This is a genomic window from Paenibacillus sp. p3-SID867 (genome assembly GCF_025142895.1).
In the GTDB taxonomy this organism is placed as follows: domain Bacteria; phylum Bacillota; class Bacilli; order Paenibacillales; family Paenibacillaceae; genus Paenibacillus_AQ.
This window is the reverse complement of sequence record NZ_JAMBDM010000006.1, coordinates 208,049-232,400: the sequence shown is the minus strand read 5'-3', so window position 1 is coordinate 232,400 and position 24,352 is coordinate 208,049. Positions and strand designations below refer to the sequence as shown.

Genomic DNA, 24,352 nt, shown 5'->3' with positions numbered 1-24,352 from the left:
ATCGTGGAGATGCTCAGGCTAAGATTCTTTCGTTCATCTTAAACAGAATTGGAGGTGGGGATGATTGGCGCAGCTATCGCGGATCGGGTATGTTCTGAAAAAGCATAAAGCGCTGTACTTGCTGATGCTGCCCGGCATTTTGTACTACTTGATATTCAAGTACGCGCCGATGTATGGCATTATCATCGCCTTCCAGGACTATTCGATCGGCCGGGGCATTCTGGGAAGCGAGTTTGTCGGACTGAAGCATTTGATTGAATTCTTCTACGTTACTCCCGATGCATGGAAGCTGATTCGCAACACGATCATGCTGAATGTGTACGACCTTCTGTTTCATTTTCCCGCCCCTATTATTCTGGCGGTCCTGTTCCATGAACTGAAGGGCAAATGGTTCAAACGATTTGTGCAAAACATCAGCTATATGCCGCATTTCCTCTCCACCGTCGTTATCGCGGGCATACTCGTTACCTTTCTTTCGCCGACAACTGGAGTTGTCAATCATCTGCTCGTCAAGATGTTTGGCATCGAGCCCATTATGTTTCTAGGTATGCCGGAGTGGTTCCGTACAGTCTATGTCGGCTCCGAGATCTGGCAGAAGGTGGGCTGGGGCACCATTCTCTATCTGGCAGCGATTGCCGGAATCGATCCAACGCTGTACGAAGCGGCCAAGATGGATGGGGCGAACCGCTGGCAGCAGGTCCGGCATATTACGTTCATCGGCATGGTGCCGGTCATGATTATTCTGTTCGTGCTGTCGCTCGGTAATTTCATGGAGGCCAGCTTCGAGAAAATACTCTTGATCTACAACACGATGAATTACGAAACCTCGGATGTCATTAACACCTTTGTCTATAGGCGGGGGATTCTTGATGCCGATTTCAGCTTCGCAACAGCGGTCGGCCTGTTCCAATCCGCGATTGGCTTCATTCTGGTCGTTGCGGCGAATCGGATCGTACGCAAATATTCAGAGACCAGCCTGTGGTAAGGGAGGTGCGTGATGAAGAAGCAGGAAAGCTTGGCCTCGAAGGTGTTTGATGTATTGAATGTGGTGTTCATGCTTGTGCTTGTCATCGTGATGGCCTATCCGATGGTGTATGTATTTTCGGCATCGATCAGCAACAATGCCATGGTAGCGAGCGGTGCTGTCCTGCTCTGGCCGAAGAAGATTACGCTGATCGCTTATGAGCAACTCATCTACAATCCGGATCTTTGGGTGAGTTACTGGAACACGATCCGCTATACATTTGTCCATACGGTATTAACCCTGATTGCAACGTCTGCGATGGCATACCCGCTTGCGAAGCGCTGGCTGCCCGGCCGGAGGGTGATCTTGTTGATGGCGGCTTTCACCCTTCTCTTCAGCGGGGGAATGATTCCGACCTTCCTGATCGTTCAGAAGCTTGGGATGCTGGATACGATATGGGCGATCGTGCTCCCGTCTTTGATCAGCACCTGGTATCTGTTTATTATGCGGACATTCTTCGAGGCGCTGCCGGAGGAGCTTGAGGACGCAGCCGCCATCGACGGATGCGGGTCCCTGCAGATTCTGGTACGGATCGTGCTGCCGTTATCCGTGCCCGTGATGGTCACGATCGGCCTGTTCACGGCCGTGAATCAATGGAACTCCTTCTTCAGCGCTTTGATCTATCTGAATGACCGCGATATGTACCCGCTGCAAATTATGATGCGCAACATCCTGATCGCCGGTACAAATGTGCAGGGCGAAGGGGACCTGACCCATTTGGAAACCTTGAAGTACGCCATGATTATGATTGGTACACTGCCGATTCTGTGCGTCTATCCGTTCATCCAGAAGTATTTTGTACAGGGCACGATGATTGGGGGGATCAAGGGGTAATCCAATAAGCTGCGAACGAGAATCGAATTTTGCAAAATGCTGAGTTAGAGAAGGGGAGGTTATGGGATGAAGCGAACGGGGTTCAGAATGGCGCTCACGATTCTACTGCTCTGCGTAATGCTCGTGACAGGCTGCACAAGCGGAGACAAGAAGGATACGGGCACGTTAAGTCCGGACAATCCGGTTACATTCTCGTGGCTGGTCTATGACCGGGTGGAGGGCAAGGTACGGGATGATTGGGAAATATTCAAAGAAATTGAGGCCAAGACGGGCGTTAAGGTTGAGTTCCAGATCGTAAGCCAGGAAGGTCTTGAAGAGAAGAGACAAATTATGATCGCGACGAACACTGCTACCGACTTTATCCAGGTACCGACGCAGGACGGCAGGGAGCACGGGCCGGAGAAGGTGTTCTTGAATTTGAATGACTATCTGGATAAGGCTCCGAATCTTAAAGCATTTTACGAGAAATACCCTGAAGCCAAGGCGCTGGCAACGGGCACGGATGGAGGATTATACACCGTACCTGTCCTGGAAGGGGACGCGGAGGGCAAGGGCTTCAACTTTATATGGTATGCCCGCAAGGACATCATGGATCAGCATGGGATACAGGCTCCGACCACGGTGGATGAATTTTATCAATATTTAAAAACACTCAAAGAAAAGGTGCCGGATTCATATCCGCTGATCTCGAACGCCATTGTCGGGGATACAGGGCTGTATACAACATTCGGACGAATCTTCACCGGTATCAGCGGCTTCTACAATCTGGATCCGACAACGGATCAGTACGGGTTCGCTCCTTATCATGAGAATTATCAGGATATGCTGGTGTTTCTGAATAAGCTGTACGCAGAAAAATTGCTGGATCCGGAATTCTCGCTGCTGACGCAAGCGCAGTGGGAGGAGCGTATATTGACCGGCAAATCCCTGGTTACGTTTTTCTGGAAGGCGGATTTGGAATCCTTGGTTGCCAAGGCACGGGGTGCCGGTACGGCCGAGTATGAGCTGGACGCGATTCCTTCCTTTGCAGCCGAAGGGATTAAGAACTATCAGTTTTCCCGTCCGGTTGTCGGCACCGTCGGCAGAGCGATCTCCGCGAAAGTGAAGGATAAGGAGCGGGCGGTTCAATTCCTCGATTATTTAGTCAGCGAAGAGGGGACGAATTATCTGTCCCTGGGCATCGAGGGCAAGACGTATACGATGGAGGACGGCAAGGCGGTATACAACAAGGAATTCGGAGAGTCTCCGTTTAATGCGCTTCGCAAGGACTGGGGCGTCTGGTATGACCTGATTACGCTGAACAATGCCAAGTCCCGCGAAGTATGGGAGCGCGGCTTAAGCGAGAAGAGCAAGGATATCAATGCACGGTATGAGCAGTATATCGTCCCGGCACCAAAGCAGATCGTTAAGACGGAAGAGGAGCTGGAGCTTGAGAAATCGAAGCTGAACAATCTGAACAAATTCCTTGAGCAGAAGGTGACGGAGTTTGTAACAGGCAAAACACCGATTAATGATACAACCTACCAGCAATTTATTGACCAGGCCAAGAAACTCGGCTCCGACGAACTCCTTGCCATGTATAACAACGCATATACGCGCACGTATGGCGGGAAGTAATCTGTAATGGAGATGGAGGAATGGGACATGGACGACTACAAAATCATCGATGTCGATGTTCATAATGAACAGGATGACAGGGCACTGCTTCCTTATCTGCAGGAGCCCTGGCGCTCGCGGGTGGCCGCCTCTGGTATCGGCTATGCCGGCTCGGGTTATTACTCGCCGATCGGCGTGATGAAAAAAGACTCGATCCCTCCGGGGGGAGGCAAAGCCGGCTCCGATCCCGATTATATGATCAAGCAGCTGATCGAAGGCTACAATCTGGATTATGCCGTGCTGACGGGGGTCGTCTACAACATTTCATCAACGCATGATCCGGATTACGCGGCAGCCATATGCTCGGCCTATAACGATTATCTGATAGCCGAGTGGCTCGGTAAACATAAAGCGTTCAAAGGCGCAATGGCGGTCGCTACCCAGGATCCGCTGCTGGCGGCACGCGAGATCGACCGCATTGGTGGGCACCCGGATATCGTGGAGGTGATGATCTCCAGTGCGGCGCATTCGCCGCTGGGGCAGCGCTTCTATCACCCGATCTACGAAGCGGCGGAGCGTAACGGGCTGCCGCTCGCAATCCATCCGGGAGCTGAGGGAGGCGGCAGCTCGACCGCTCCCACCGCGGCCGGCTACCCGACCCGCTACATTGAGTGGCACACCTGCCTCTCCCAGATGTTTATGGCACATCTGGTGAGCATGGTATGCGAGGGCGTGTTCGTGAAGTATCCGAACCTGAAGGTGGTTCTGGTTGAAGGCGGAGTCGCTTGGCTGCCGGGCTTGATGTGGCGGCTGGATAAAAATTATAAAGCGCTGCGCGCAACCGTTCCCTGGTTAACGAAAATGCCAAGCGAGTATATTCGGGAGCATTGCTACTTATCGACGCAGCCCATTGAGGAGCCCGACAACCCGCAGCATCTCATCGATCTCTTCAATATGATCGATGCGGAGAACATGCTGCTCTATTCCAGCGATTACCCGCACTGGGACTTCGACTCGCCTGGCCATATTTTACGGGGCCTGAAGCCGGAGGCGCGGCGGAAGGTTTTTTATGAGAATGCGAAGCAGCTGTACAAGTTGGATTGAGCGGAACGGATAAATGGATAAATGGATGCACGGTATCCGTATGAAAGCTTGCTTGAATAATTGAAGCTGGGGTTATGGGTAAAGCAAGGTCAGACCAAAGACGGACCAAAGATGAGCCAGAGACAAACGAAAGACGAACGAAAGGCAAACGAAAGATGAGCCAAACCATAGGCGAGAGAAAGTCGAAACCAAAGTTGAGAGAAAGTCGAAACCAAAGTTGAAAGAAAGGCGAAAAAACGTCGAAAACAAAGGTGAACTAAATTCAAAGCAAAGTTGAACCAGAGGCGAAAGAAGAAGTTCGAAAACATAAAAACAAAGTTGAACCAAAGGCGAAAGAAGAAGGGCGAAAACAAAGGCAAAACAAAGTTGAACTAAAGATGAACCAAAGTCAAAGCAAACTCAAAGCAAACTCAAAGCAAACTCAAAGCAAACTCAAAGCAAACTCAAAGCCAAACCCTACAAAGCTGGGCGCATAGGCAAGGAGGTGGCATATATGGCGGTACATTACGTGCTGGCGGAGGAGGACGTTCCGGAGGGCGGGCACGCGGTCGTGAACATAGAGGGACGCGAAATCGGCATCTATCAGGTCAACGGCGAGTATCACGCGATTCTGAACTACTGCCCGCATCAGGGGGCGCCAATCTGCGCAGGACTGGTCTCCGGTACGACGCTTCCTTCGGAGGTATACGACTACGAATACGGCCGGGCAGGCGAAATTGTCCGCTGTCCCTGGCATGGATGGGAGTTTGACCTGCAGACCGGCAAGTCGCTGTTTAGCGACCGCATCCGGGTGAAGAAGTATAAGGTGGAGGTCCAAGAGGGCAGGATCGGGGTGGTGATGGGGAGGAAATAGGCGGGGAAATGAAGGGATGTAATTCATGGGGCTGAAGGTACATTACTACCCATGGGCACTCAAGTTACTTGTGTCAACTTTTAACGGACCCTAGATCCGTTATTTAAGATCAAAACTCGATTTTTTACAATGTACCGGACTCCAGATCCGCTATTGTGCGAATTACGGGTGCCAATACCAATAAAAACAGCAAATAAGGTCCTCTGTGTCCGCTAAAGCTACCCAAAGGGCTATTTTGTACAAAATAAGGTATTCTGAGTCCGTTAGAAAGTCCTCACGACCATAGAGCAAGAGGACTTAGGGACATATGGAATGATATTTGTACATCGTGCGCACGATTCGTGGTTCGGGGCATGCTTGGATGGCTGTTGACCATATGGCGATCATATTTTTGGACGTCCGGTTCACAGTGAACTGCTGCTCATTTCCCTGTTGGTCTAAGCGGGGCGATAGGTACGGTGCGTAGTCCGGTGACGGCTTGGATGGCTCCGATTGAAAAAAGAGCGAGGATGGTGGGAGTGAGTCCCTCATACTCGCTCTTTTGGTCATAGCGATTTTAGAGAACGGTTTATTGTTGTCGAAACAAGATTACGCTAGGATATTGGGTGCTCCTCTTAAGAATGAAATACACTAATGTTCAACCGGCTTCATAGATCTGGCGACTTCAATCATTTGTTCCTTAGTCAAAACGACGCTGCTCATTTCAATGTAAGTATTATCTTGAATCCATTTCAGAAAACCGCCATTCTGTTCTTTAGTGGCCCATGACTCAAATCGCGCTTCGACATCATCCCATGTGACCAGTTCGCCCCTAGAATCAAATGTAAATGTACGCTCTTTTTGTTTAGTTGAGCTGGTGTTATTTTTGATATCTATGTTTGTAATGGACTGAGTGAACCTGTAACCGTACGCTTTATGTTGTTCGACTCCCATTAAATAAATGGATCCAGACATATCAAAGTAACTAAATCTGGTAAAGGTAATTTTTTTCTCGCCGGGTTTATACGGATAAGGCACGGGAATGTCCAGTTTCCAATCGGTCTTCGGCAGTTGAGGCGCATAAATAACAAAATCAGTGTCTTTACTGAGCTGGTGCAAAACTTGCTCATCTGCAAACGCCGACTGCGCTAATCCAAATGAAAGCAGGACACACATTAGGGCTAATGTGATCTTCTTCATCTTCTTTTTATTCCCTCCAGACCTAGGATGTTTATCCTAGTTTTACCATGCTCAACCGATTTATCCTTTCGAATACAATACCAGGTTGAAATAAAATAAAAGACTACGGTATTCCGTAGCCTTCTCTTTAGATAATCTATTAGTGAGTTTAAATAAATTTACTGAAAAAGAATCCCCCCTCACACCACCTGCGACAACACCAAGCCCCCGTATGCAAACGCGGCCAGGATCACCAATGCCGGGTGGATCTTGCGAATGTTCATGGCCCAGAAGGCGACGGCGGCGATGCCGAGGGATTGCAGGAGGCCGATGGAGATGACGGAGCTTTGGCCGATCTGCCACGTCAGGGTCAGCATCATGATCGCGATGACCGGCTGAACCAGCAGGGTCATGCCTTTGACCACCGGCGACGTGCGGTATTTCTGCAGCAAATTCAGCAGCCAGATGAGCGCTACCGCGGAAGGGATGACCGTCGCCGCGAGGGCGAGGGTCATGCCCATCCAGCCGGATACGCCATACCCGACAAAAGCGGCAATTTTGGTGGCGATCGGCCCGGGAAGCGCGTTGCCAAGGGCAAGCATGTTGGAGAATTCCGGGTCGGTCAGCCAGCCGTGATTCGTGACGATTTCCTTATACATGAGCGGGATCGAAGCAGGGCCGCCGCCATACCCGAGAACGTTGGAGACAAAAAAGCTGACCAGCAGCTGAAGCCATTCTTCCATCAGGCGGACCCCTCCTTATCCCGTCTTTGTTTTTTGAGTTTGGCTACGGTTCTAAAATGCACGGTGCCATAAGCAAGGAACAGCATAATGACGAGGGCTGGATGGAGCTGGAAACGCTCCAGCAGGAGAAACGACACCATGAAAAATCCAATCCCGGCATAGATGCCGAGCCCCTTTACAGCCTTCTCGCCAAATTCGTAAGCCATCGTGCCCAGCATGACGGCAATGACCGGCGTAACGCCGGCAATCATCCCCGCCACCACTTTGGAGCTGCTGAGGAATGTCACGGCCGACAGCAGCGCGATCATCGCGATGCAGGTCGGAAGGATATGCGCAAGAACCGCGACCATCGCGCCAAGCACTCCTTTTTTTCGGTAACCAAGATAGGCGGCCATCTTCGTGGCAATCGGGCCCGGGAGCGCGTTGGCCAGCGCGAGCACCTCCCCAAATTCATCGTCGCTGAGCCAGTGGTAACGAACGACGGCCTCGTGACGGATCAACGGAATAACCGAAGGCCCGCCGCCGTAGCCGAGTATCCCGGTTCGGAACATGCCGAACGTTAATTCCATGAATGGATTGCTATTTTTACTGCTCAAGGTATGAGTCCTTTCTCCGTGAGGCTACAGTCTGATGCCCATTCGGCTTTTATAACGCTTGATTAAAATCTGCGTGTCCACACTCGTAATGCCCGGGAGCGGGTAAAGCTTCTCATTTAAAAACATTTCCATTTCCTTATGATCGGTAAAAAGTCCGTGCATATGCAGCTTACTGGGACCGGTCATATGATACAGACTTGTTACATACGGCTCGTTCTCCAATGTGTCCGCCACCTGCTGTAAATATTTGGGCTCCACCTCCACATTAAAAAAAGCGGACACCGAAATCCCCACTTTCTCCGGATTAATGACGGCCGCGAAGCGCTCAATGACGCCGTCATCGAGCAGCGCATTGACCCTGGCCTGTATGGCAACACGGGACAATCCGATCTCCTTGGCCAAATCCGTGTACGAGATTCGCCCGTTCTTGCCGAGAATCGCAATGATTTTGCGGTCCGTATCATCAATCATGGGAGATGAGTTCTCGCCGGCAGCGTGAATATTCATGGGTTGCAGCTCCTTTTGTTTTACTTATATGTAAGACTTACCTCATCTAAATATTACGAAACGTAATTAAAATTAAGATTTCAATTACGATACGTTTAAATATATAAGCAAGTTGCGATGTTTTCAATATAATTTGCGAAAATTGAAACTTTTTCTCCGCATTTCAAGTCTAAGGCTATGGGTAGTGCTGGAAGGGCTGACTGGTTAGCATCCAGATTAGGATTCTATTAAATGGTTTGTTTGATATAAATACCCTTTTCTATCAATTTATGATAGGATAAACATGGTAAATGACTAGCTTCTTAGAAGTTCTTATTTGGAAAGGCGGCATGGAGATGAAGAGATTATTTTGCCTCATTCTGGTTATCGTTATGCTCATTCCGGCGAGTATGGTCTCGGCGGCAGGCACGGATGGAAAAGAGACTCAGAGCAAAGTCCAGGAGACTAATAATAAAGTAACCACTCAGGCCAAGTCGAAGAGTAAACCGATAGATCTTGTTTTTGCAGGTGACATTCTGTTAGACGGATACGTGGGGAACCAGATTGATAGATTCGGGAACCTATATCCTTTTAAGAAGGTAGCCCCCATCTTGAAAAAAGCGGATATGGCGTTTGCCAACCTGGAGACGCCGGTCTCCATTCGCGGTAAGGCAGCCGATAAAACCTTTGCCTTCCGTTCGAAGCCGGACACGCTCAAGGGTCTGGTATACGCGGGAATCGACGGCGTAACGCTGGCGAACAACCACATCCTGGACTATGGCCAGCAGGCCATGCTGGATACGATTACCCATCTGAAGCGTCAGAAGATCGGGTACACCGGGGCGGGGCGCAATATTGACGAGGCCTTCCAGCCTTACGTGAAGAACATTGACGGAAAGAAAATTGCGGTGCTGGGCGTCAGCCGGGTACTGTCGGACAATTCCTGGATCGCGGGCAAGAACCATCCGGGCGCTGCTTCCGCCTACACGATGGAGCCGATGCTGACCCATATCAAGAAATCGGCAAAGACCAACGATTACACAATCGTGTACATCCACTGGAACGAGGAGTTCGCTGACTATCCGGAAGAATATGCGCGCACGATGGCGAAGAAGATGATTGACGCCGGTGCCGACATCATTATCGGATCGCACAGCCATACGTTGATGGGCATCGAATATTACAAGAACAAGCCGATTTATTATTCACTCGGCAACTTCGTGTTCAACCGCTCGACCCGGGGCGGGGACAAAACCTTGCTGTCGATGATGGTGCATGTTGAGATTCAGGGCTCCAAGATCACGAGCCGGATTACGCCGATGAAGATACTTCAGGGCCAGCCGAATCTGATGGACAAGAAGTACAACAAAGAGATCATCGCGAAACTGAACAAACTCTCCTACAATGCAAAAATTGATGCCAACGGCAATGTCAGCAAAAAATAATAGGGAAGCTTGAAAACAACTGCGGCTGTTAGCTGCGGTTGTTTTTTTGTGTGCTTTTGGAAGGTCCCCGTAAAAATAAGTCGGAAACTGGCAGCAAGGCGTTTGTTTCATTCCCTGCATTCGACAAAAGCTGCAATTACGCCATCCAGTCGCAAATTCCTGCCGAAAAAATAAAATAAAATTTTACAAAATATATTGTAAATTGAAATAATATTTCAATATGATGAAGGGAAGAAGACGGGTTAATTTCGTTCGTCGGAAGCGGAGAATACGGATCGGCAGCATACTTTTTTGCAGCCCTTCCAGCTAATGACTGAATGTAAAGCCGATACCGGCAGAGTTAACTTTGTCTTAACACAGATTGGAGGTGGAATTAACAAGCGAGCGCTATACTCCCGAGTAGGTCTTTCGTTCATGAGCGGACTTACAACCGAGAGGAACCAGAGTCCAAGCATAGAGAAGGAGGAATTTATGTACATGTTAAGGAGCAAAAAGAGAATATCATCGCTGCTCAGCGGTGTGATGTTTCTATCGCTGCTGTTTCCCGCAGGACAAGCTGCTGCTGCCGACCCAGCGGCCGCTGCTGCATCGGTCATTGATATGCGGCAGATGGAGATCGGGCCGGGGGCTACATATACGTGGGCGAATATGCAGAAGGGCAGCGGCGAGCAGAAGGTCCACATGGTGGAGTTCAACCCATCACAGGGGAATCTGGAGCTTCAGCCGGGTCTCACGGACGGCAAGGTATACGGCATGCAGGGAGTCAGCAAAATGGCGTCCGATGCCGACAAGGCAGGCAATCGCGTCATCGCGGCGGTAAACGGAGATTTCTACGATATGTCCACCGGAATTCCGCTCGGATTGTTCATGGGGGACGGGGAACTGTTGACGGATCCGCCCAGCGGCCGGAACGCCTTTGGCATTAAACAGGACGGAACGAGCCTCTACGGCAGTCCGAAATTAACGAAAAATGTGACGATAGGCGGAACGGTCAGCAGCCTGTCCTCTATCAACCGTCTAAGAGGGACGGACGCACTTGTTCTTTATACCGAAAAATTCAATGCCACCACGATGACCAATACTCTGGGAGACGAAGCGATTCTGGATATCGTGAGCGGCAGGGTCGCCAGCGGGGAGACCTTGACGATGAAGGTGGCTTCCGTTCTTAAGGATCAGGGGAACTCGCCGATTGGCCAAGGTCAAGTGGTTCTGTCCGCTTCGGGCTCGCAGCGGAGCAAGCTTGCCGGGCTGAAGGCAGGGGATGAAGTGACGGCGAGTTTTCAGCTGGATAACGAATGGCAGGACGTCACGATGGCGATTGGCGGCACCGTAATGCTGGTCAAGGATGGCGTCGTGCAGCAGCATAGCGATCCGGCTGTACACCCGAGAACGGTGGTGGGCACCAAAGCGGACGGCTCTGTTGTGCTGTTCGAGGTTGATGGCCGCCAGCCTGGGTTCAGTGAAGGACTTAATTACATCGAGCTTGGTGAAATGCTGCAGGAGCTTGGCGTAGTGAACGCACTGAATCTGGACGGAGGCGGTTCGGCTACCTTCGTTGCCCGCTTACCGGGAGAAACGGAACGCAAGGTGCTCAACTCGCCGTCGGACGGCGGGGAACGCAAAACGGCCAACGGTATTCTGCTGGTGAACAAGGCGCCTGAAGAAGCGGCGAATAAACTCGTTGTAGCACCCACGCTTGAGAGAGTGCTGACCGGTTCATCCGCTACCTTCAAAACGGCGGCCGTGGATCAGAATCTGCATCCGGCGAAAATGACGGAGGCCGCGGCTTGGAGTGTTGACCCAGCCTATGGGACAATCGACGCCAGCGGGACGTTTAAGGCAGGCAACCAACCTGGATTGACCGAGGTATCCGTACAATCCGGTAATCTGACAGGTAAAGCCGCATTGGAAGTCGTCGATGAGTTGACCGAGCTCAAGTTCTCGGACGTGGTGAAGACCTTCTCATCCGGCTCGACCGAGACACTCAAGGTCACGGCGCTTCGCAATGGTCAAGTGGTACAGGCCGACAATAGCCGTTTGGAGTGGCGTACCGAAGGCGATATCGGGACGATTGACGGAAACGGAACGTTTACCGCCACGGACAAGCAGGACGTCAGCGGTAAAATCTTCGTGAAGTACGGTCAAATCGAGACCTCAATCGAAGTGAACGTCGGGCTTCCGCCGGTCATGCTCGAAGATTTCGAGAACGGCCTTAGCCGTTATAAACCGAGCGCCGGTGCGCAGGTCAAATCGACCAAGGTATCCATTGAAACCGATGAAACCTACATTCGTTCGGGGAATGGAGCGTTGAAGCTGGAGTATGATTTTACCGGAATGACAGGCACCTCCGGCGCTTATCTCCAGACCAACGGAACGACAGACAATATTGAAATTCCGGGCTATCCGGAGAAAATCAGCATGTGGGTCTATGGGGACGGCAAAACGCACTGGCTCCGTGCCCAACTGCGTGACAGCAAGGGCGCGATCCCGCTCGATTTTACCGATCAGACGGTCGGCGTCGATTTCAAGGGATGGAAGTATCTCGAAGTGTCCGTACCCAAAGGAAGAACCCTTCCGCTGGTGATGGACATGCCGGTTCGATATATGGAAACACAGGCCGCGAAAAAAGACGCCGGTGCCATCTACGTGGACGAAATTCGCGCATTGTACGGTCCGGCCAATGACGATATCGATCCGCCGGTTCTGAAGAAATTCTCGCCGACCGACGGTGCGGAAATCAAGGTGAATACGCCGACCATAACGGTGTATGCCGAGGATGCAGGCTATGATCCTGTGGCACATCCGGGAACGACGCTGATCGATCCGGACAAAATCCGATTCTATCTGGATGGAAGCCTGGTGCAGCATACCCTGTATCCACCGGAAGGGAAAATTCATTACACGCCGAATGTTCCACTCGCCGATGGCGTTCATCAGGCAAAAGTTACCGTCCGTGATCTGTCGGGCAACCAAACGACCCATGAATGGAACTTCACCGTAAATACCGGTGCAGCCAAAGTGGTATACAATACGCCGGATACGATCTATGTTGGCGGTAGTTACACGCTGGATATCGGCGGTGTGAAGACATCCCAAATCCGCAGCGGCCATGTCGATTTCCAATTCGATCCCGCCAAAGTGGAGAATCTGGAGCTCATACCGGGGAACAAGCTGAGTGCATCCCAGGTTAGCGCAAGCATCGACGGTTCAACAGGAAAGGTGAGAGTGACCTGGAAGGACATTCATACCGCATCGCTGCAGGATACGGATTGGATCGGCCAAATCCGGTATGACGTGAAAAAGAACGCAACCGGCAGCAGCCTCATTTCGCTTACGTCCGGGGCGGTATCCTTCACCGATACGGGCAATACCGAATTCTCGTTCTACGGTCTTCCGATAGAATCGCAAATCGCAACGCATTATGCACTGAGATGGAATGAGGAGGGAACGGTACAGGGTTATGAAACCGAATTTAAAGTGACCGATGCCCAAGGTCAGCCTGTGGAAGGCGTACAGATCTTAGCAGACGCAGCAGCGGTGGGCATAACGGATACGGCGGGTATCCTGAAGACCGGGTCGCTTACGTCCCAGGTCAAGACGTATACCTTGCAGGCAGTGAAAGGAAATCAATACAGTCCGGCCTTGGAGTTTAAGGTATCGCCGCTGGCTGGAAGTCCTACTCCGTTCAACATCAGCGTGGGTATGGGCGAAGATCCAACCACGTCGCGGATGCTGAACTGGCACACGGACCCGGCGACGGAAGGGACCGTCGTGGAATTGGCCAAGCGGTCCGAATTTACGGATTTCGATGCGCCGAACGTCCAGAGGTTCAATGGTGCCAGCGAGCTGTTCCATACCTTGGATCTCGGCACGGTCCGCGTCCATAAAGCGACGGCGGCCGGCCTTGAGCCGGGCACAGAGTATGTGTACCGTGTCGGTGACGGCCAAGGTCATTACAGTGCCCAAGGCTCGTTTAAAACGACAGAGCTTGCGGGAGATACAACGAAATTCTTGTACTTTGCGGATTCCCAGGCCTCCACTGCGAAGGAGTTCGAGCTGTGGGGGAATACGATCGACAAGGCGGCAGCCGAGCATCCGGACGCCGAATTCATGGTCCATGCCGGGGATATGGTGGACAAGGGCTTCCTGGAGGAGCAGTGGAATTATTGGTTCGATGAAGCCCAGAAGCATTTCCTGAATACGACGTTAGTGTCGGCCATCGGCAACCATGAAGTGATGGGGAATAAGGAAAACGGGGACTTCCTGGCTCACTTTAACCAGCCGGGCAATGGCGTGGACAGCTTGAAGGGAACGAACTTCTCTTTTGATTACAAGGACATTCATTTCATTATGCTGAACAGCGAGTATCAGCTGGAGGAGCAGAAGAAGTGGCTCCAGCAGGATCTGGCTAACAACACAAAGAAATGGACCGTCGCGATGTTCCATCGCGGGCCTTACGGCAGCATATACGACTCCGCCGAGGTACGCAGCCTGTGGGCGCCGGTGCTGGAGGAATTCGGCGTGGATCTCGTGTTAAACGGACATGATCATATTTATATTCGTTCCTACCCGATGATGGATAACCAGATTGTTGCAGACGGCAAGGGCACGACCTACGTCGTGGCGGGGTCGTCAGGTCCTAAATTCTACTCCCACACGGAGCGTGGCTGGCATGAGGTGGTCGACGAAGAGAAGACCCAGATGTATGCCTCCGTGGAAGTGAAGGGAGACGAGCTTCATTTCGTAACCAAAACGCTTGGCGGACGCGTCGTGGATGAGTTTACGCTGACGAAGCCTAATCCGGAACAGATTGTTGTAAAATCTGACGAGCTGACGCTCGCCGCTGGCGAAAGTCACGAATTGCAGGCTGCGGTGAAGCCGAGCCGAGCGGAACGAACCGTGGTATGGTCCGTATACCATTCCGAACCGTCGAATGACGTCGTCAGCGTGTCCGCAGACGGCATCGTGACGGCTCAAGGGTTGGGCAATGCCGTCGTCAGAGCGACCAGCACGGCGGCACCGGATGTTTATAAAGACGTGAGTATTACGGTAGACCGAATCCCGAACGGCAGCATCGAATCGATACGCTTAAGCGGCAAATCCGAGCTGAAGGTCGGGGATGCCGACCAGACGGTAACAGAGTCGGTATATACCGACGGCAGCCGTATCCGTTTAATCGAAGGCATTACCTATGCGAGCAGTAAGCCGGACGTAGCTTCCATTGATGAACAGGGCTCGGTACGGGCTTTGGCAGAAGGGGCAACCGTTATTTCGGCAACCTACGAAGGGTTTAAGTCGGAATATGATTTGAAGGTGACCACCCGAGGTGGGGGTAATCCCGATCCGGGACCGGAGCCGCCGGTAACACCACCAGTAACGCCACTAGTAACGCCACCGGTAACGCCGCCTGTGACACCACCGTCAGGCAGCATCACCTTATCCGCCAACGAGCTTGCAGCTAAACTGTCGAATGGGCAAGTGACCTTGTCAGTAGACGGAAACTTTACGGATATCACGCTGCCAGGGAATGCAGCAGACATACTCAAGGATGGTTCAATCCATCTCGAAGCGAAGAATTTGTCCCTAACGATCCCGGCCGAAGTGCTTCGTCAGCTGGGTGGTCTTGCAAATGCTGGGCAGTTTGAGAAGGGCTTGATAAAACTGAGTGCCGCCACATTAACGGAAGCCGAGATGAAGCAGCGGATCGCACAAGCTGCCCGCGTCTCCGGCGCTGAGCTGACAGCAGCCGGGGCCATGCTGGAGTTCGAGCTTAAACTGACGACAGCGGATGGCAAAGTCTACAGCATAAGCGAATTCGATCATCCGATCATGCTAGAACTGCCGTTATCTTCAGATGCTAATGGCAAAAGAATCTCCATGTACTATGTATCCGACAGCGGAGAGCTGGAGTATATCGGCGGTGTAAACAAAGACGGCCGCATGGCCGCAGGAATCCGCCATTTCAGTGCTTACGGTTTGCTGGATTACGAGAAAACCTTTGCAGATGTTCCATCCTCGTTCTGGGCTGCGGAGGTGATCGGCGATTTGGCCGCGAAGCAGCTCATCGAAGGCGTCAGCGCGGACCGCTTCGCACCGGCCCAGCAAGTGACCCGGGCCGAATTTGCCGCGATGCTGGTTCGTCTGCTGGATCTTAAGTCAGAAGGACCTGCGCCGTTCGCCGATGTAGCTTCAGGCAAATGGTACGCCGAGGCCGTGTCAGCGGCTGCCGAGGCCGGCATCGTGAACGGAACCGGCAAAGACCGCTTTGCGCCGGACGCCCCGATCAAACGCCAGGAAATGGCGGCGATGCTGGTGCGCGCCTATGCCCACGCGATGAAACAGCAGCAGGAGAACATCAGCGCGGGAAGCGGATTTGCCGATCTCGCCGAGTCTCCGGACTGGGTTCGGGAAGCGGTAGAAACGGCACATGCCCTCGGTTTTGTTCAGGGTCATACGCCAAGCCGCTTTGAACCGGAAGGCCTGACCACGCGTGCGGAAAGCGCGCAGGTCATTTATAATCTGCTGAATAAGCTGAAGTAAACTCTAGAAGTCATAATACCGCTTCTCTTCTCCTGTAGACCACACAGTGGAGAGAGGCGGTTTCTTTTTTTAAAACTAACCGCGGTCTATCTTCATGGCATATACGTCGAAAGACATTTTTCTTACAGGTTAAAGAATGGCGGAAGTTCCGATATAATGATTACATGGTCAATGAGTGAATGTAAATCGGAGTAATGGCTAATCTGGTAACCGGGAAGAGGGGAAGAGGATGACGGAATACGCGAACACGCCGAAGCCGCCGTATTATGCCTGCATTTTTGTGTCCAAGCGTACAGAGGGTGACCGGGGTTATGGGATGATGGCCGATAAAATGGCAGAGCTCGCAGCGCAGCAGCCCGGCTATTTGGGGGTGGAGTCTGCTCGGGATGAGGGTCTCGGGATCACGGTATCGTACTGGGATTCCCTGGAGGCCATTCGTTTATGGAAGGAAAATGCCGCACATCAGGTAGCACAGGAACGGGGCAAGAACGAGTGGTATGAAAGCTTTGGCTTGCGAATTTGCAAGGTGGAGAGGGATAGCTTCTACAAGCTTTAGGCAAGGCCAGTCAAGGAAGAGGATGGGGAGGAATAATGATGATGCAGAATCCGGGCAAGATCAGATGGGGAATTATGGGGACAGGCTGGATTGCGGAGCAGTTTGCAGCCGATCTGGCGTATGTGGAGAACGCTCAGTTTGTGGCCGTAGGCTCACGTACGGCGAGCAGTGCAGGTGAGTTTGCGTCCAAATATGATATACCGCGGGCTTATGGCAGTTACGAGGAGCTCGTGAGGGATCCCGATGTCGATGTTGTGTACATAGCAACTCCGCATCCGCTGCACCGGGAGCATGCCTTACTGTGTCTTCAGGCCGGCAAAGCCGTCCTGTGCGAGAAACCCTTTACGATTAACGGGGATGAACTGGAGGAATTAGTGGCGGCTGCACGGGAGCAGAAGCTGTTCCTGATGGAGGCCATGTGGACGCGTTTCCTTCTGCCGATCCGGCAGGTGCGCGAATGGCTGAACGACGGACATATCGGCGACGTTCGGCTGCTGAAGGCCGATTTTGGTTTTCGGAGCGGCTGGAATCCGCAGGGCCGTTTGCTGAATTTGGAGCTTGGCGGCGGCGCGCTGCTGGATGCGGGTATTTATCCGGTATCGTTTGCATCCATGATTTTTGGAACCGAGCCGGAGAAGATATGGAGTACCGCGCATATCGGCGAAACGGGCGTCGATGAGCAGTTCTCGGTTATTCTATCTTATGAATCCGGGAAGACTGCTTCGTTAAACGGGGCGATCCGGCTAGGATTGACGAATGAAGCTTATATTTATGGCACAAACGGGTATATTCACATTCCGTCCTTCCTGAATGCAACATCCGCTTCGCTTCATGTTGATGGCGAGGAACCGGTGGTTGTTACGGATGATCGTCAGGAAAAAGGGTATAGCTTCGAGGCTTACGAAGTGGGGCAGTGTCTGTTGGAAGGGCGGCTGGAGAGCGACGTGATGCCGCTTGATGAGTCGCTTGCGATTATGAGGCTGCTGGATCAGATCCGGGGGCAGTGGGGCCTGAAGTATCCTTCGGAAGGTTAAGCCGTGACGCTGATTATCGGCCTTTTGGAATACGTGAACTGAATGAATCATGAAGCCGATACGGGGCATTGTCCCGTGTTGGCTTCTTTTTTGTGTTTGCTACGGCATGGGCAGCTTAAATTCCTGCCTGATTTATAAAATTATATTTTATTAAAACTATTGAAATTTGAAATAAAATTTCAATATGATAGAGATAGAGATGAACATGTATGTACAGACCATTATGATCATCTACTCCAGCAGATCGACAGGAGGTGAGCTGCAGCCGATTTCGCTTGGAATTGGACTTCAGTTTGGATAGCAAGCACTCATACTAAAGGGAGTGAATTCGTGAATGATAATCAAAAGGCGTGTCTATCGAAGTAAGTCGATCCTATCCGTGACGCTGGCGTTAGCCGTGATGTTCAGCTCGGCTGTTTCTGCTTGGGGTAATTCCGTTGATGAGTACGCAAGCACCGGAGAACCAGGGGCGGTCGTTATGGAAGATTTTGAATCGGTAACAAATTTGTCCGCATCCTCCGCAAGGGGGAAGGCCCAGCTGGATGTAGTGGGGAGGCCGGAGCCAATCTATTACGGACATCACGCTGCAGCTCTAACTTATGATTTTGTGGGCAGCGAATCCGGCACCTCGGCAGCTTATCTCAACTTCAAAGATCCGGACGGTTCTACCGGCAGAAGCGTCCCCGGTTCACCGACTGCCCTCGGTTTATGGGTTTACGGCGATGGCGGGAACCATTGGCTCCGGGCCCAGCTTCAGGATTCCTCCGGCGGCAAGCATGCCGTGGATTTAACGTCTACCTCCGGTTTTAGCTGGAAGGGATGGAAATACGTCAAATTTAACGTTCCCTCTACCATCAAGGCTCCTCTCAAAGTGAATCAAATCTATATCACCGAATTAAAAGATACGAATAAAAACAAAGGCACCGTATACTTCGACAGGCTGTCCGCATTCTATACGGGTTCCCAGGTGTACGGGCTCGACATTGGCGGGCTGACGCCCATGGGCGTTGGAGAAACGGTGAAACCCCAAGTATATGCAACCTATGAAGGACAAACGGAACCTGCATTATTAACAACCGGCGTGAAACTCACCAGCAGTGACGACAACATCGCTACGGTGACAGGCGCTACATACGACACCATTGAAGCATTGGCGCCGGGAACGGTAACGATAACGGCTGAATACGGAGATGCGCCAAAATCTCAGTATGAGCTTCATATTACGCAGGAAGTGCCAGCCCCTGAAGAATTGCTGTTATCCGGGCCGCTGCATATGGAGGCCAGTCTTACCGGAAAAATGAGAACCAGTGTGGTTTACTCCGTCTACGGAAACCAGACGGATCCTGTATGGCTGACTGAAGGAATTAGTTATGCAAGCGATCAACCGGGCGTTGTATCGGTAGATCAAGCTGGTCAATTGACCGCAGTTTCTGCGGGAACGGCAGACATTACAGCAATGTACCGCGGAGTAACCGCACAGCATGCCATTACGGTGACGGACCCGGTTCCGGTTCTGCAGAGCATCGAACTTCAAGGTCTTACAGCGGTTACGGTTGGAGACTCCTTCGAGACGGCGGTGTCCGCAACCTACTCCTGGATGGAGGAGCCGGTGATCATAACGGAAGGTGTTACGTTTACCAGCAGTAATCCGAGTGTAGCCGCTGTCGATGATAGAGGAGTGGTGTCCGGCTTGAAGATAGGTTCCGCTAGAGTAACAGCCACATTCCAAGGAAAGACCAGCTCACTCTACATTACGGTGAATAAAGCTTCGGAGCATCCGAAAGCCGAGATGAGAGCGGCGTGGATTGCAACCGTCGACAATATTGACTGGCCCGCCAAAGGAGTCACCGATCCGGATCAGCAGAAACAGCAGTTTATCAGCCTGCTTGATCAGCTGGAGGATGCTGGAATGAACGCGGTCATTATGCAGATCAAGCCGACGGCGGATGCATTCTACCCGTCCAACTACGGGCCGTGGTCAGAATGGCTGACGGGAGTTCAGGGCAAGGATCCGGGGTACGACCCGCTGGCATTCCTGCTGGAGGAAGTCCACAAGCGGAATATGGAGTTTCATGCCTGGTTTAATCCATACCGCATCAGTCTTCAAGGAGACATTAACAAACTTGTGGCAGATCACCCGGCCAGGCAGCATCCGGAGTGGGTCGAAGAATATGGCGGCAAGCTGTATTTCAACCCGGGGATACCGGAGGCACAGCAGTTTATTATTGACGGCATCATGGAGGTCGTTCGGAATTACGACATCGACGCCGTGCATTTTGACGATTACTTCTACCCGTATCCCGTAACCGGCGTGGATTTCCCGGATACGGACACCTTTAACCAGTACAAAGGCTCTTTTACGAATAAGGGAGACTGGAGAAGAAATAACGTCAATCAATTCATTCAGAAGGTGAACGAAGCTATCAAGGCCGAGAAGAGCTACGTGAAATTCGGTATCAGCCCGTTTGGTATCTGGAAAAATAAATCCAGCGATCCGACCGGCTCTGAAACCAATGGTCTCGAGAGTTACAATGCCATCTATGCCGACTCGAAGAAATGGGTTGAAGAAGAGTGGATCGATTATATCACGCCTCAGATTTATTGGAATATCGGTTATTCCGCCGCCGCTTACGATAAGCTGATCGATTGGTGGAGCGGGATTGTGTCCGGCAAGAATGTTCATCTATACAGCGGGCAAGCCGTATACAAAATCGGGTCGAATGCCGATTGGTCCAATCCCGAAGAGATGCCGAACCAGATCCATTACAACCGCAACTTTGAGGAAGTCCGGGGCAGCATGTACTTCAGTTCCAAATGGTTTAAGGATAATGCGCTCGGATTTACCGACAGACTGAAGAACGATCTGTATCGATATCCGGCATTGATTCCGGCGATGCCTTGGATCGATTCGGAAGCGCCGACAGCGCCCAAGAAGCCCAAGGCTGATCACGAGCAGGATGGTGTGAAGCTAAGCTGGAAGTCGACAGATGAGGAGACGTATTATGCGGTCTATCGTTTTGATGGAAGAGGCACCGGCAGTGTTCAAGATCCGTCGCATTTGTTAGGAACTCTCCGAAAAACCGCCGATAAGACGCAATTCTTTGTTGATCATACCGCAGCGGAGGGACAAACTTACACGTATGTTGTGACGGCTGTCGATCGTCTGCATAACGAGAGTGCCGCAAGCAAACCGGTCACGGTGAAAGTGAAACATCATGGTAAGCCTGGAAAGCCTCCGGTGAACCCACCGGGGAAACCGAACAAACCGTGAGTTTACATCCTTACTGGTTAACGGTTGGTTTACTTCCCTAAGTAAGGAGTCGCTTTAGAGGGCGGACTGGCCCGCATCAGGAAAAAGGGACACCCCGGCTTATAGCCTTGGGGCGTCCCTTTTGCGTTTGTTCCAATGGACATGCTGCGTGATACAATAGGTGCATTACGACCTGGAGTGTGGTGTATGTTCAAGAAATTAGGAATGGCATTGATTTACGCCGCCATAGGTGGTCTTGTGTATTTTTATGGAGATACCATATTGGTCTGGATTCGATCGACAGACAGTATGACGCTGATCATGTTCATGGCTGTCATCATGGCCTTGTTTCCGGTGATCCCTTATCCGGTGGTAGGAGGCGTAATCGGTGCTGCCCTCGGGCCGGTTATCGGTGGAATCGTCACTTGGGTCGGCTCTACCGCTGCTTCCATCCTCATGTTTATGTTTATCCGATACGGGTTTCAGGAATGGGGCGACCGGGTGCTTTACCGTTATAACAGGCTGGGAAAAGTGACAACGATGTTCGAACGGAACGCCTTTATGACCATCCTGTTTACCCGGTTGATCCCGTTTATTCCTTCCATTGTCATCAATGTGTACGCGGCTCTCAGCAAGGTAACGTTCGCATCTTACAGCATCGCGTCCGCTCTAGGCAAAATCCCTGCCATGCTGCTGTTTTCGATGGTAGGCGATCATCTGATGACCGACCCTTCCCACATCATGATAACCATTGGGGTATACGGCGTATTTCTCGCGATAACCCTGCTGGTTTATCGGTTATCAGGCTTTGGCCGTTCAGGAAGAACTGAGGGCAAACGGTTATAACTGCTCAATGGATGAGGCGGGACCACTTCGTTCTGCAGATGCGGAGGTCTCGCCCTTTTTCTTTTGGAACCAAGCCCGAACCGCCTCGATCTCTCGCTGATCCATGCCGTTTAAGCTTTCGTTGATCTCGCTGAATATCATCTTCACCTGCAGAGACAGGAGCCCTCTTCTTCGCTGTCTGCGGGTACCGCTGACCTCCATGGCGATAATCTGCGGCCGGCGTATATACCTGGTGGACATTGCAATGAAACGGCTGCGGATCGTCAGCTGCTTGTCCGTTACATTAAGTCCGGAATCCCGGTGCGAAAGGAGTCCCCAAGCTAACGAGAGCGGGAGGAGCAGAAGCGATAACAAACCGAGTCTGTCAAAATACCAAATGCATGCGCCACTAACGATCGCGGCAAAAGCCAGCTTCCACCGCAGGTACATCCATTTTGCGCGGGGCGGCGGCGAAGCGGTAATAGGCTGAGCGCTGAATTGAGGTGTGACCCGGTTCAGCAGCGCTGGAATATCTACGGTCTTCAGTAGAGGATGAAGCATGAAATGCTTGTCGGACTCGGACGTAAGCACATGAACCTTCACTTCAGCGTAACCGAACCAGCGCCGGAATACGCCTTCTTTTACGGTAATGGCCAGCACTCGTTCGGGAGAGAAGAGCAGCCTTTTTCTCTCCAGCAGCCCGCAGCTGACCGAGATTTGTTTTCCGATGCGCTCGACGGTAAATCCCGCATATTTGATCGTGTAGAGCACGGCGGAGAGCAGCCAGGATATAATAAGCGCCACCGCGGCAATGCTGATCCAGCTCCCGGGCAGCAGCTTCCCTGCCGATTGAAACAGCGATTGGTACATTTGATCCGGGAGCAGGTCATCGGCAAATGATATAATACCGCCTACAAAGGCTAAAGCCAGTGACAGGTTGGGCGAGGAGAGCGCGGCAATGAGCAGGCGTCCGGAGGATAGCTGGAGCAGCGTGCTGCGTTCTTCCTCTGCCGTCCCTGGATCGTCTGCGGTATGTCTCCCGGCGGCGCCGCCGGAATCGGAATCCTCCAAAAGACCGCTTCCGTATCCCATGTTCTGATTCGACGGTTGAATGGATTCGTGATTCTCTCGGGTTTCCGACGGTTGAACAGCTGCCCTCTCGCTCGGAGCGGGAAAGCTCTGATCGGTTGGGTCGGAACTCTCATGAGCTTGGTGAACCTCCCGTTCCGTCTGCCTTGTTCGGGTTTGCTCGCGCAGCCAGCGCTGCAGCCGTTCGCCTTCGCTATTGGTGATGGCAGGCAGTATGCCGCCGCCTTCCGTTTTGCCCGGTGTTTCAATTCGGACCTGGGTAAGTCCCAGTATACGCTGCAGCAAGGGCTGCTCCATATTCATAGAATGAATGCGGCCCGTATAGATGGACAGCTCCTCACGGAACAGAACACCGCGGCGGATGAGGATTTTGTCCTCTTCTAACGTATAGACGAAGCGTTTCCACTTCAGATACCCGTACAGAAGCAGAAGCGAGACCATGATGACGATGACGGCGGACAGCCAGTACCAAGGGATGTCCCGCAGCGATTTTCCGTTAAGGAATTTGATGGATACGAGAGCGGCGATGGGAATGAGTGATTTTACGCTGCCTACGAGCGGGAACAGGATGAACAGCCGGTGCAGTCTTGTCGGTTCATTCATCGTGATCCACCACTTTGGCCAGCTCGCCGATCTGTTTTTTCAGTTCCTCTGCATCTTCCAGCTTGAGCGCCTGAATAACATGAGTCGTTGCGGCGGTAACGACCTTTACCTTGGCTAGACCATATTTACGAAGGAGCGGCCCTCGCTCAAGCTCCACATGCTGTACACGCGTCATCGGGACAAGGGTGTCACTGAGCCAGATCCAGCCGGAGCGAAGCTCCAACTCTTCCTCGCTTACCTTGAAGCCGAATTGTTTGTAGGTGAAAGAGGGCACGGCCCAAGTAAACCAGGCTCCGAGAACCAGCAGTCCGATGGTGATCCAGCCCGGTATCAGGGTCCACCCGAATATAGCGGCGATGATCAGATAAGCTGCAGCAGCGAGCAGGATCACTCCATCCGTAATGAAACCCGTGATGCGGGAGATCGTTACGGAGTCCGGGTGACATCTGCGCATAGCGTCAAGCCGATTGTCCATATGTATGTTCCTCCTTGATGTTTAAGATTCAAACAGTCCTTGCATTTATATGTATGTCTACGTTGCTAGGGAAGGATTCGTTTCATCCCGTCTCCCGACTTGCTTGCCGTGCTTATCATTGTAGCATAACAGGCTAACGAG

General features: G+C 51.9%; 17 protein-coding genes. 11 read left to right on the top strand and 6 right to left on the bottom strand.

Annotation, left to right across the window (positions count from 1 at the left end):
- Window positions 1-64 precede the first annotated feature (64 nt).
- The 5 genes from M4D81_RS14590 (at window position 65) to M4D81_RS14570 (ending at window position 5,411) form a co-directional block, all read left to right on the top strand.
- A complete protein-coding gene (locus M4D81_RS14590) occupies window positions 65-985 on the top strand; it encodes an ABC transporter permease (protein ID WP_260067014.1) in 921 nt (306 codons plus the stop codon).
- Between the two features lie 12 nt (window positions 986-997).
- Entirely contained in the window at window positions 998-1,858 is an 861-nt protein-coding gene (locus tag M4D81_RS14585) for a carbohydrate ABC transporter permease (protein ID WP_071221179.1), read from the top strand.
- A 66-nt stretch (window positions 1,859-1,924) separates the two neighbouring features.
- Window positions 1,925-3,475 carry an ABC transporter substrate-binding protein gene (locus M4D81_RS14580; protein ID WP_071221178.1) on the top strand — a complete coding sequence of 517 codons (1,551 nt, stop codon included), beginning with the start codon at window positions 1,925-1,927 and terminating at the stop codon, window positions 3,473-3,475.
- A gap of 27 nt (window positions 3,476-3,502) precedes the next feature.
- Window positions 3,503-4,558, top strand: a complete 1,056-nt coding sequence (locus M4D81_RS14575; RefSeq protein ID WP_260067013.1) for an amidohydrolase family protein — start codon at window positions 3,503-3,505, stop codon at window positions 4,556-4,558.
- Window positions 4,559-5,051: 493 nt separating this feature from the next.
- Window positions 5,052-5,411 carry a Rieske (2Fe-2S) protein gene (locus tag M4D81_RS14570; protein ID WP_071221177.1) on the top strand — a complete coding sequence of 120 codons (360 nt, stop codon included), beginning with the start codon at window positions 5,052-5,054 and terminating at the stop codon, window positions 5,409-5,411.
- Between the two features lie 630 nt (window positions 5,412-6,041).
- Here M4D81_RS14570 and M4D81_RS14565 read toward each other — a convergent pair.
- The 4 genes from M4D81_RS14565 to chrS form a co-directional block, all read right to left on the bottom strand.
- Entirely contained in the window at window positions 6,042-6,590 is a 549-nt protein-coding gene (locus tag M4D81_RS14565; RefSeq protein ID WP_071221176.1) for a hypothetical protein, read from the bottom strand.
- Window positions 6,591-6,769: 179 nt separating this feature from the next.
- On the bottom strand, window positions 6,770-7,312 hold the full coding sequence (gene chrA / locus M4D81_RS14560) for a chromate efflux transporter ChrA (RefSeq protein WP_194541307.1): 543 nt from the start codon (window positions 7,310-7,312) through the stop codon (window positions 6,770-6,772).
- The gene (chrB, locus tag M4D81_RS14555; RefSeq protein WP_260067131.1) at window positions 7,312-7,881 is read right to left on the bottom strand and encodes a chromate efflux transporter ChrB; all 570 of its coding nucleotides are present in this window, start codon (window positions 7,879-7,881) and stop codon (window positions 7,312-7,314) included. Before chrB ends, chrA begins: the two co-directional genes overlap by 1 nt.
- A gap of 51 nt (window positions 7,882-7,932) precedes the next feature.
- Window positions 7,933-8,415 (bottom strand): chromate efflux transcriptional regulator ChrS, encoded by a 483-nt coding sequence (chrS, locus tag M4D81_RS14550; protein ID WP_071221174.1) that lies wholly within the window; start codon window positions 8,413-8,415, stop codon window positions 7,933-7,935.
- Window positions 8,416-8,750: 335 nt separating this feature from the next.
- Here chrS and M4D81_RS14545 point away from each other — a divergent pair, with 335 nt between their 5' ends.
- The 6 genes from M4D81_RS14545 (at window position 8,751) to M4D81_RS14520 (ending at window position 22,065) form a co-directional block, all read left to right on the top strand.
- On the top strand, window positions 8,751-9,839 hold the full coding sequence (locus tag M4D81_RS14545; protein ID WP_260067012.1) for a CapA family protein: 1,089 nt from the start codon (window positions 8,751-8,753) through the stop codon (window positions 9,837-9,839).
- Window positions 9,840-10,316: 477 nt separating this feature from the next.
- Window positions 10,317-16,379, top strand: a complete 6,063-nt coding sequence (locus M4D81_RS14540; RefSeq protein ID WP_397376692.1) for a phosphodiester glycosidase family protein — start codon at window positions 10,317-10,319, stop codon at window positions 16,377-16,379.
- A gap of 229 nt (window positions 16,380-16,608) precedes the next feature.
- A complete protein-coding gene (locus M4D81_RS14535) occupies window positions 16,609-16,935 on the top strand; it encodes an antibiotic biosynthesis monooxygenase family protein (protein ID WP_156088569.1) in 327 nt (108 codons plus the stop codon).
- A gap of 38 nt (window positions 16,936-16,973) precedes the next feature.
- Window positions 16,974-17,969, top strand: coding sequence for a Gfo/Idh/MocA family protein (locus tag M4D81_RS14530; protein ID WP_260067130.1), 996 nt, complete (start codon window positions 16,974-16,976; stop codon window positions 17,967-17,969).
- 334 nt (window positions 17,970-18,303) lie between these two features.
- Entirely contained in the window at window positions 18,304-21,240 is a 2,937-nt protein-coding gene (locus M4D81_RS14525; RefSeq protein ID WP_260067010.1) for a family 10 glycosylhydrolase, read from the top strand.
- A gap of 186 nt (window positions 21,241-21,426) precedes the next feature.
- Window positions 21,427-22,065 carry a TVP38/TMEM64 family protein gene (locus tag M4D81_RS14520; protein ID WP_260067009.1) on the top strand — a complete coding sequence of 213 codons (639 nt, stop codon included), beginning with the start codon at window positions 21,427-21,429 and terminating at the stop codon, window positions 22,063-22,065.
- Here the strand turns inward: M4D81_RS14520 and M4D81_RS14515 are convergent.
- Complete coding sequence (locus tag M4D81_RS14515) at window positions 22,060-23,736, bottom strand: PH domain-containing protein (protein WP_071221169.1); 1,677 nt, start codon at window positions 23,734-23,736, stop codon at window positions 22,060-22,062. The genes M4D81_RS14520 and M4D81_RS14515 overlap by 6 nt on opposite strands.
- Window positions 23,729-24,211, bottom strand: a complete 483-nt coding sequence (locus tag M4D81_RS14510) for a PH domain-containing protein (protein WP_071221168.1) — start codon at window positions 24,209-24,211, stop codon at window positions 23,729-23,731. The genes M4D81_RS14515 and M4D81_RS14510 overlap by 8 nt, the downstream gene beginning before the upstream one ends.
- Between the last annotated feature and the right edge of the window lie 141 nt (window positions 24,212-24,352).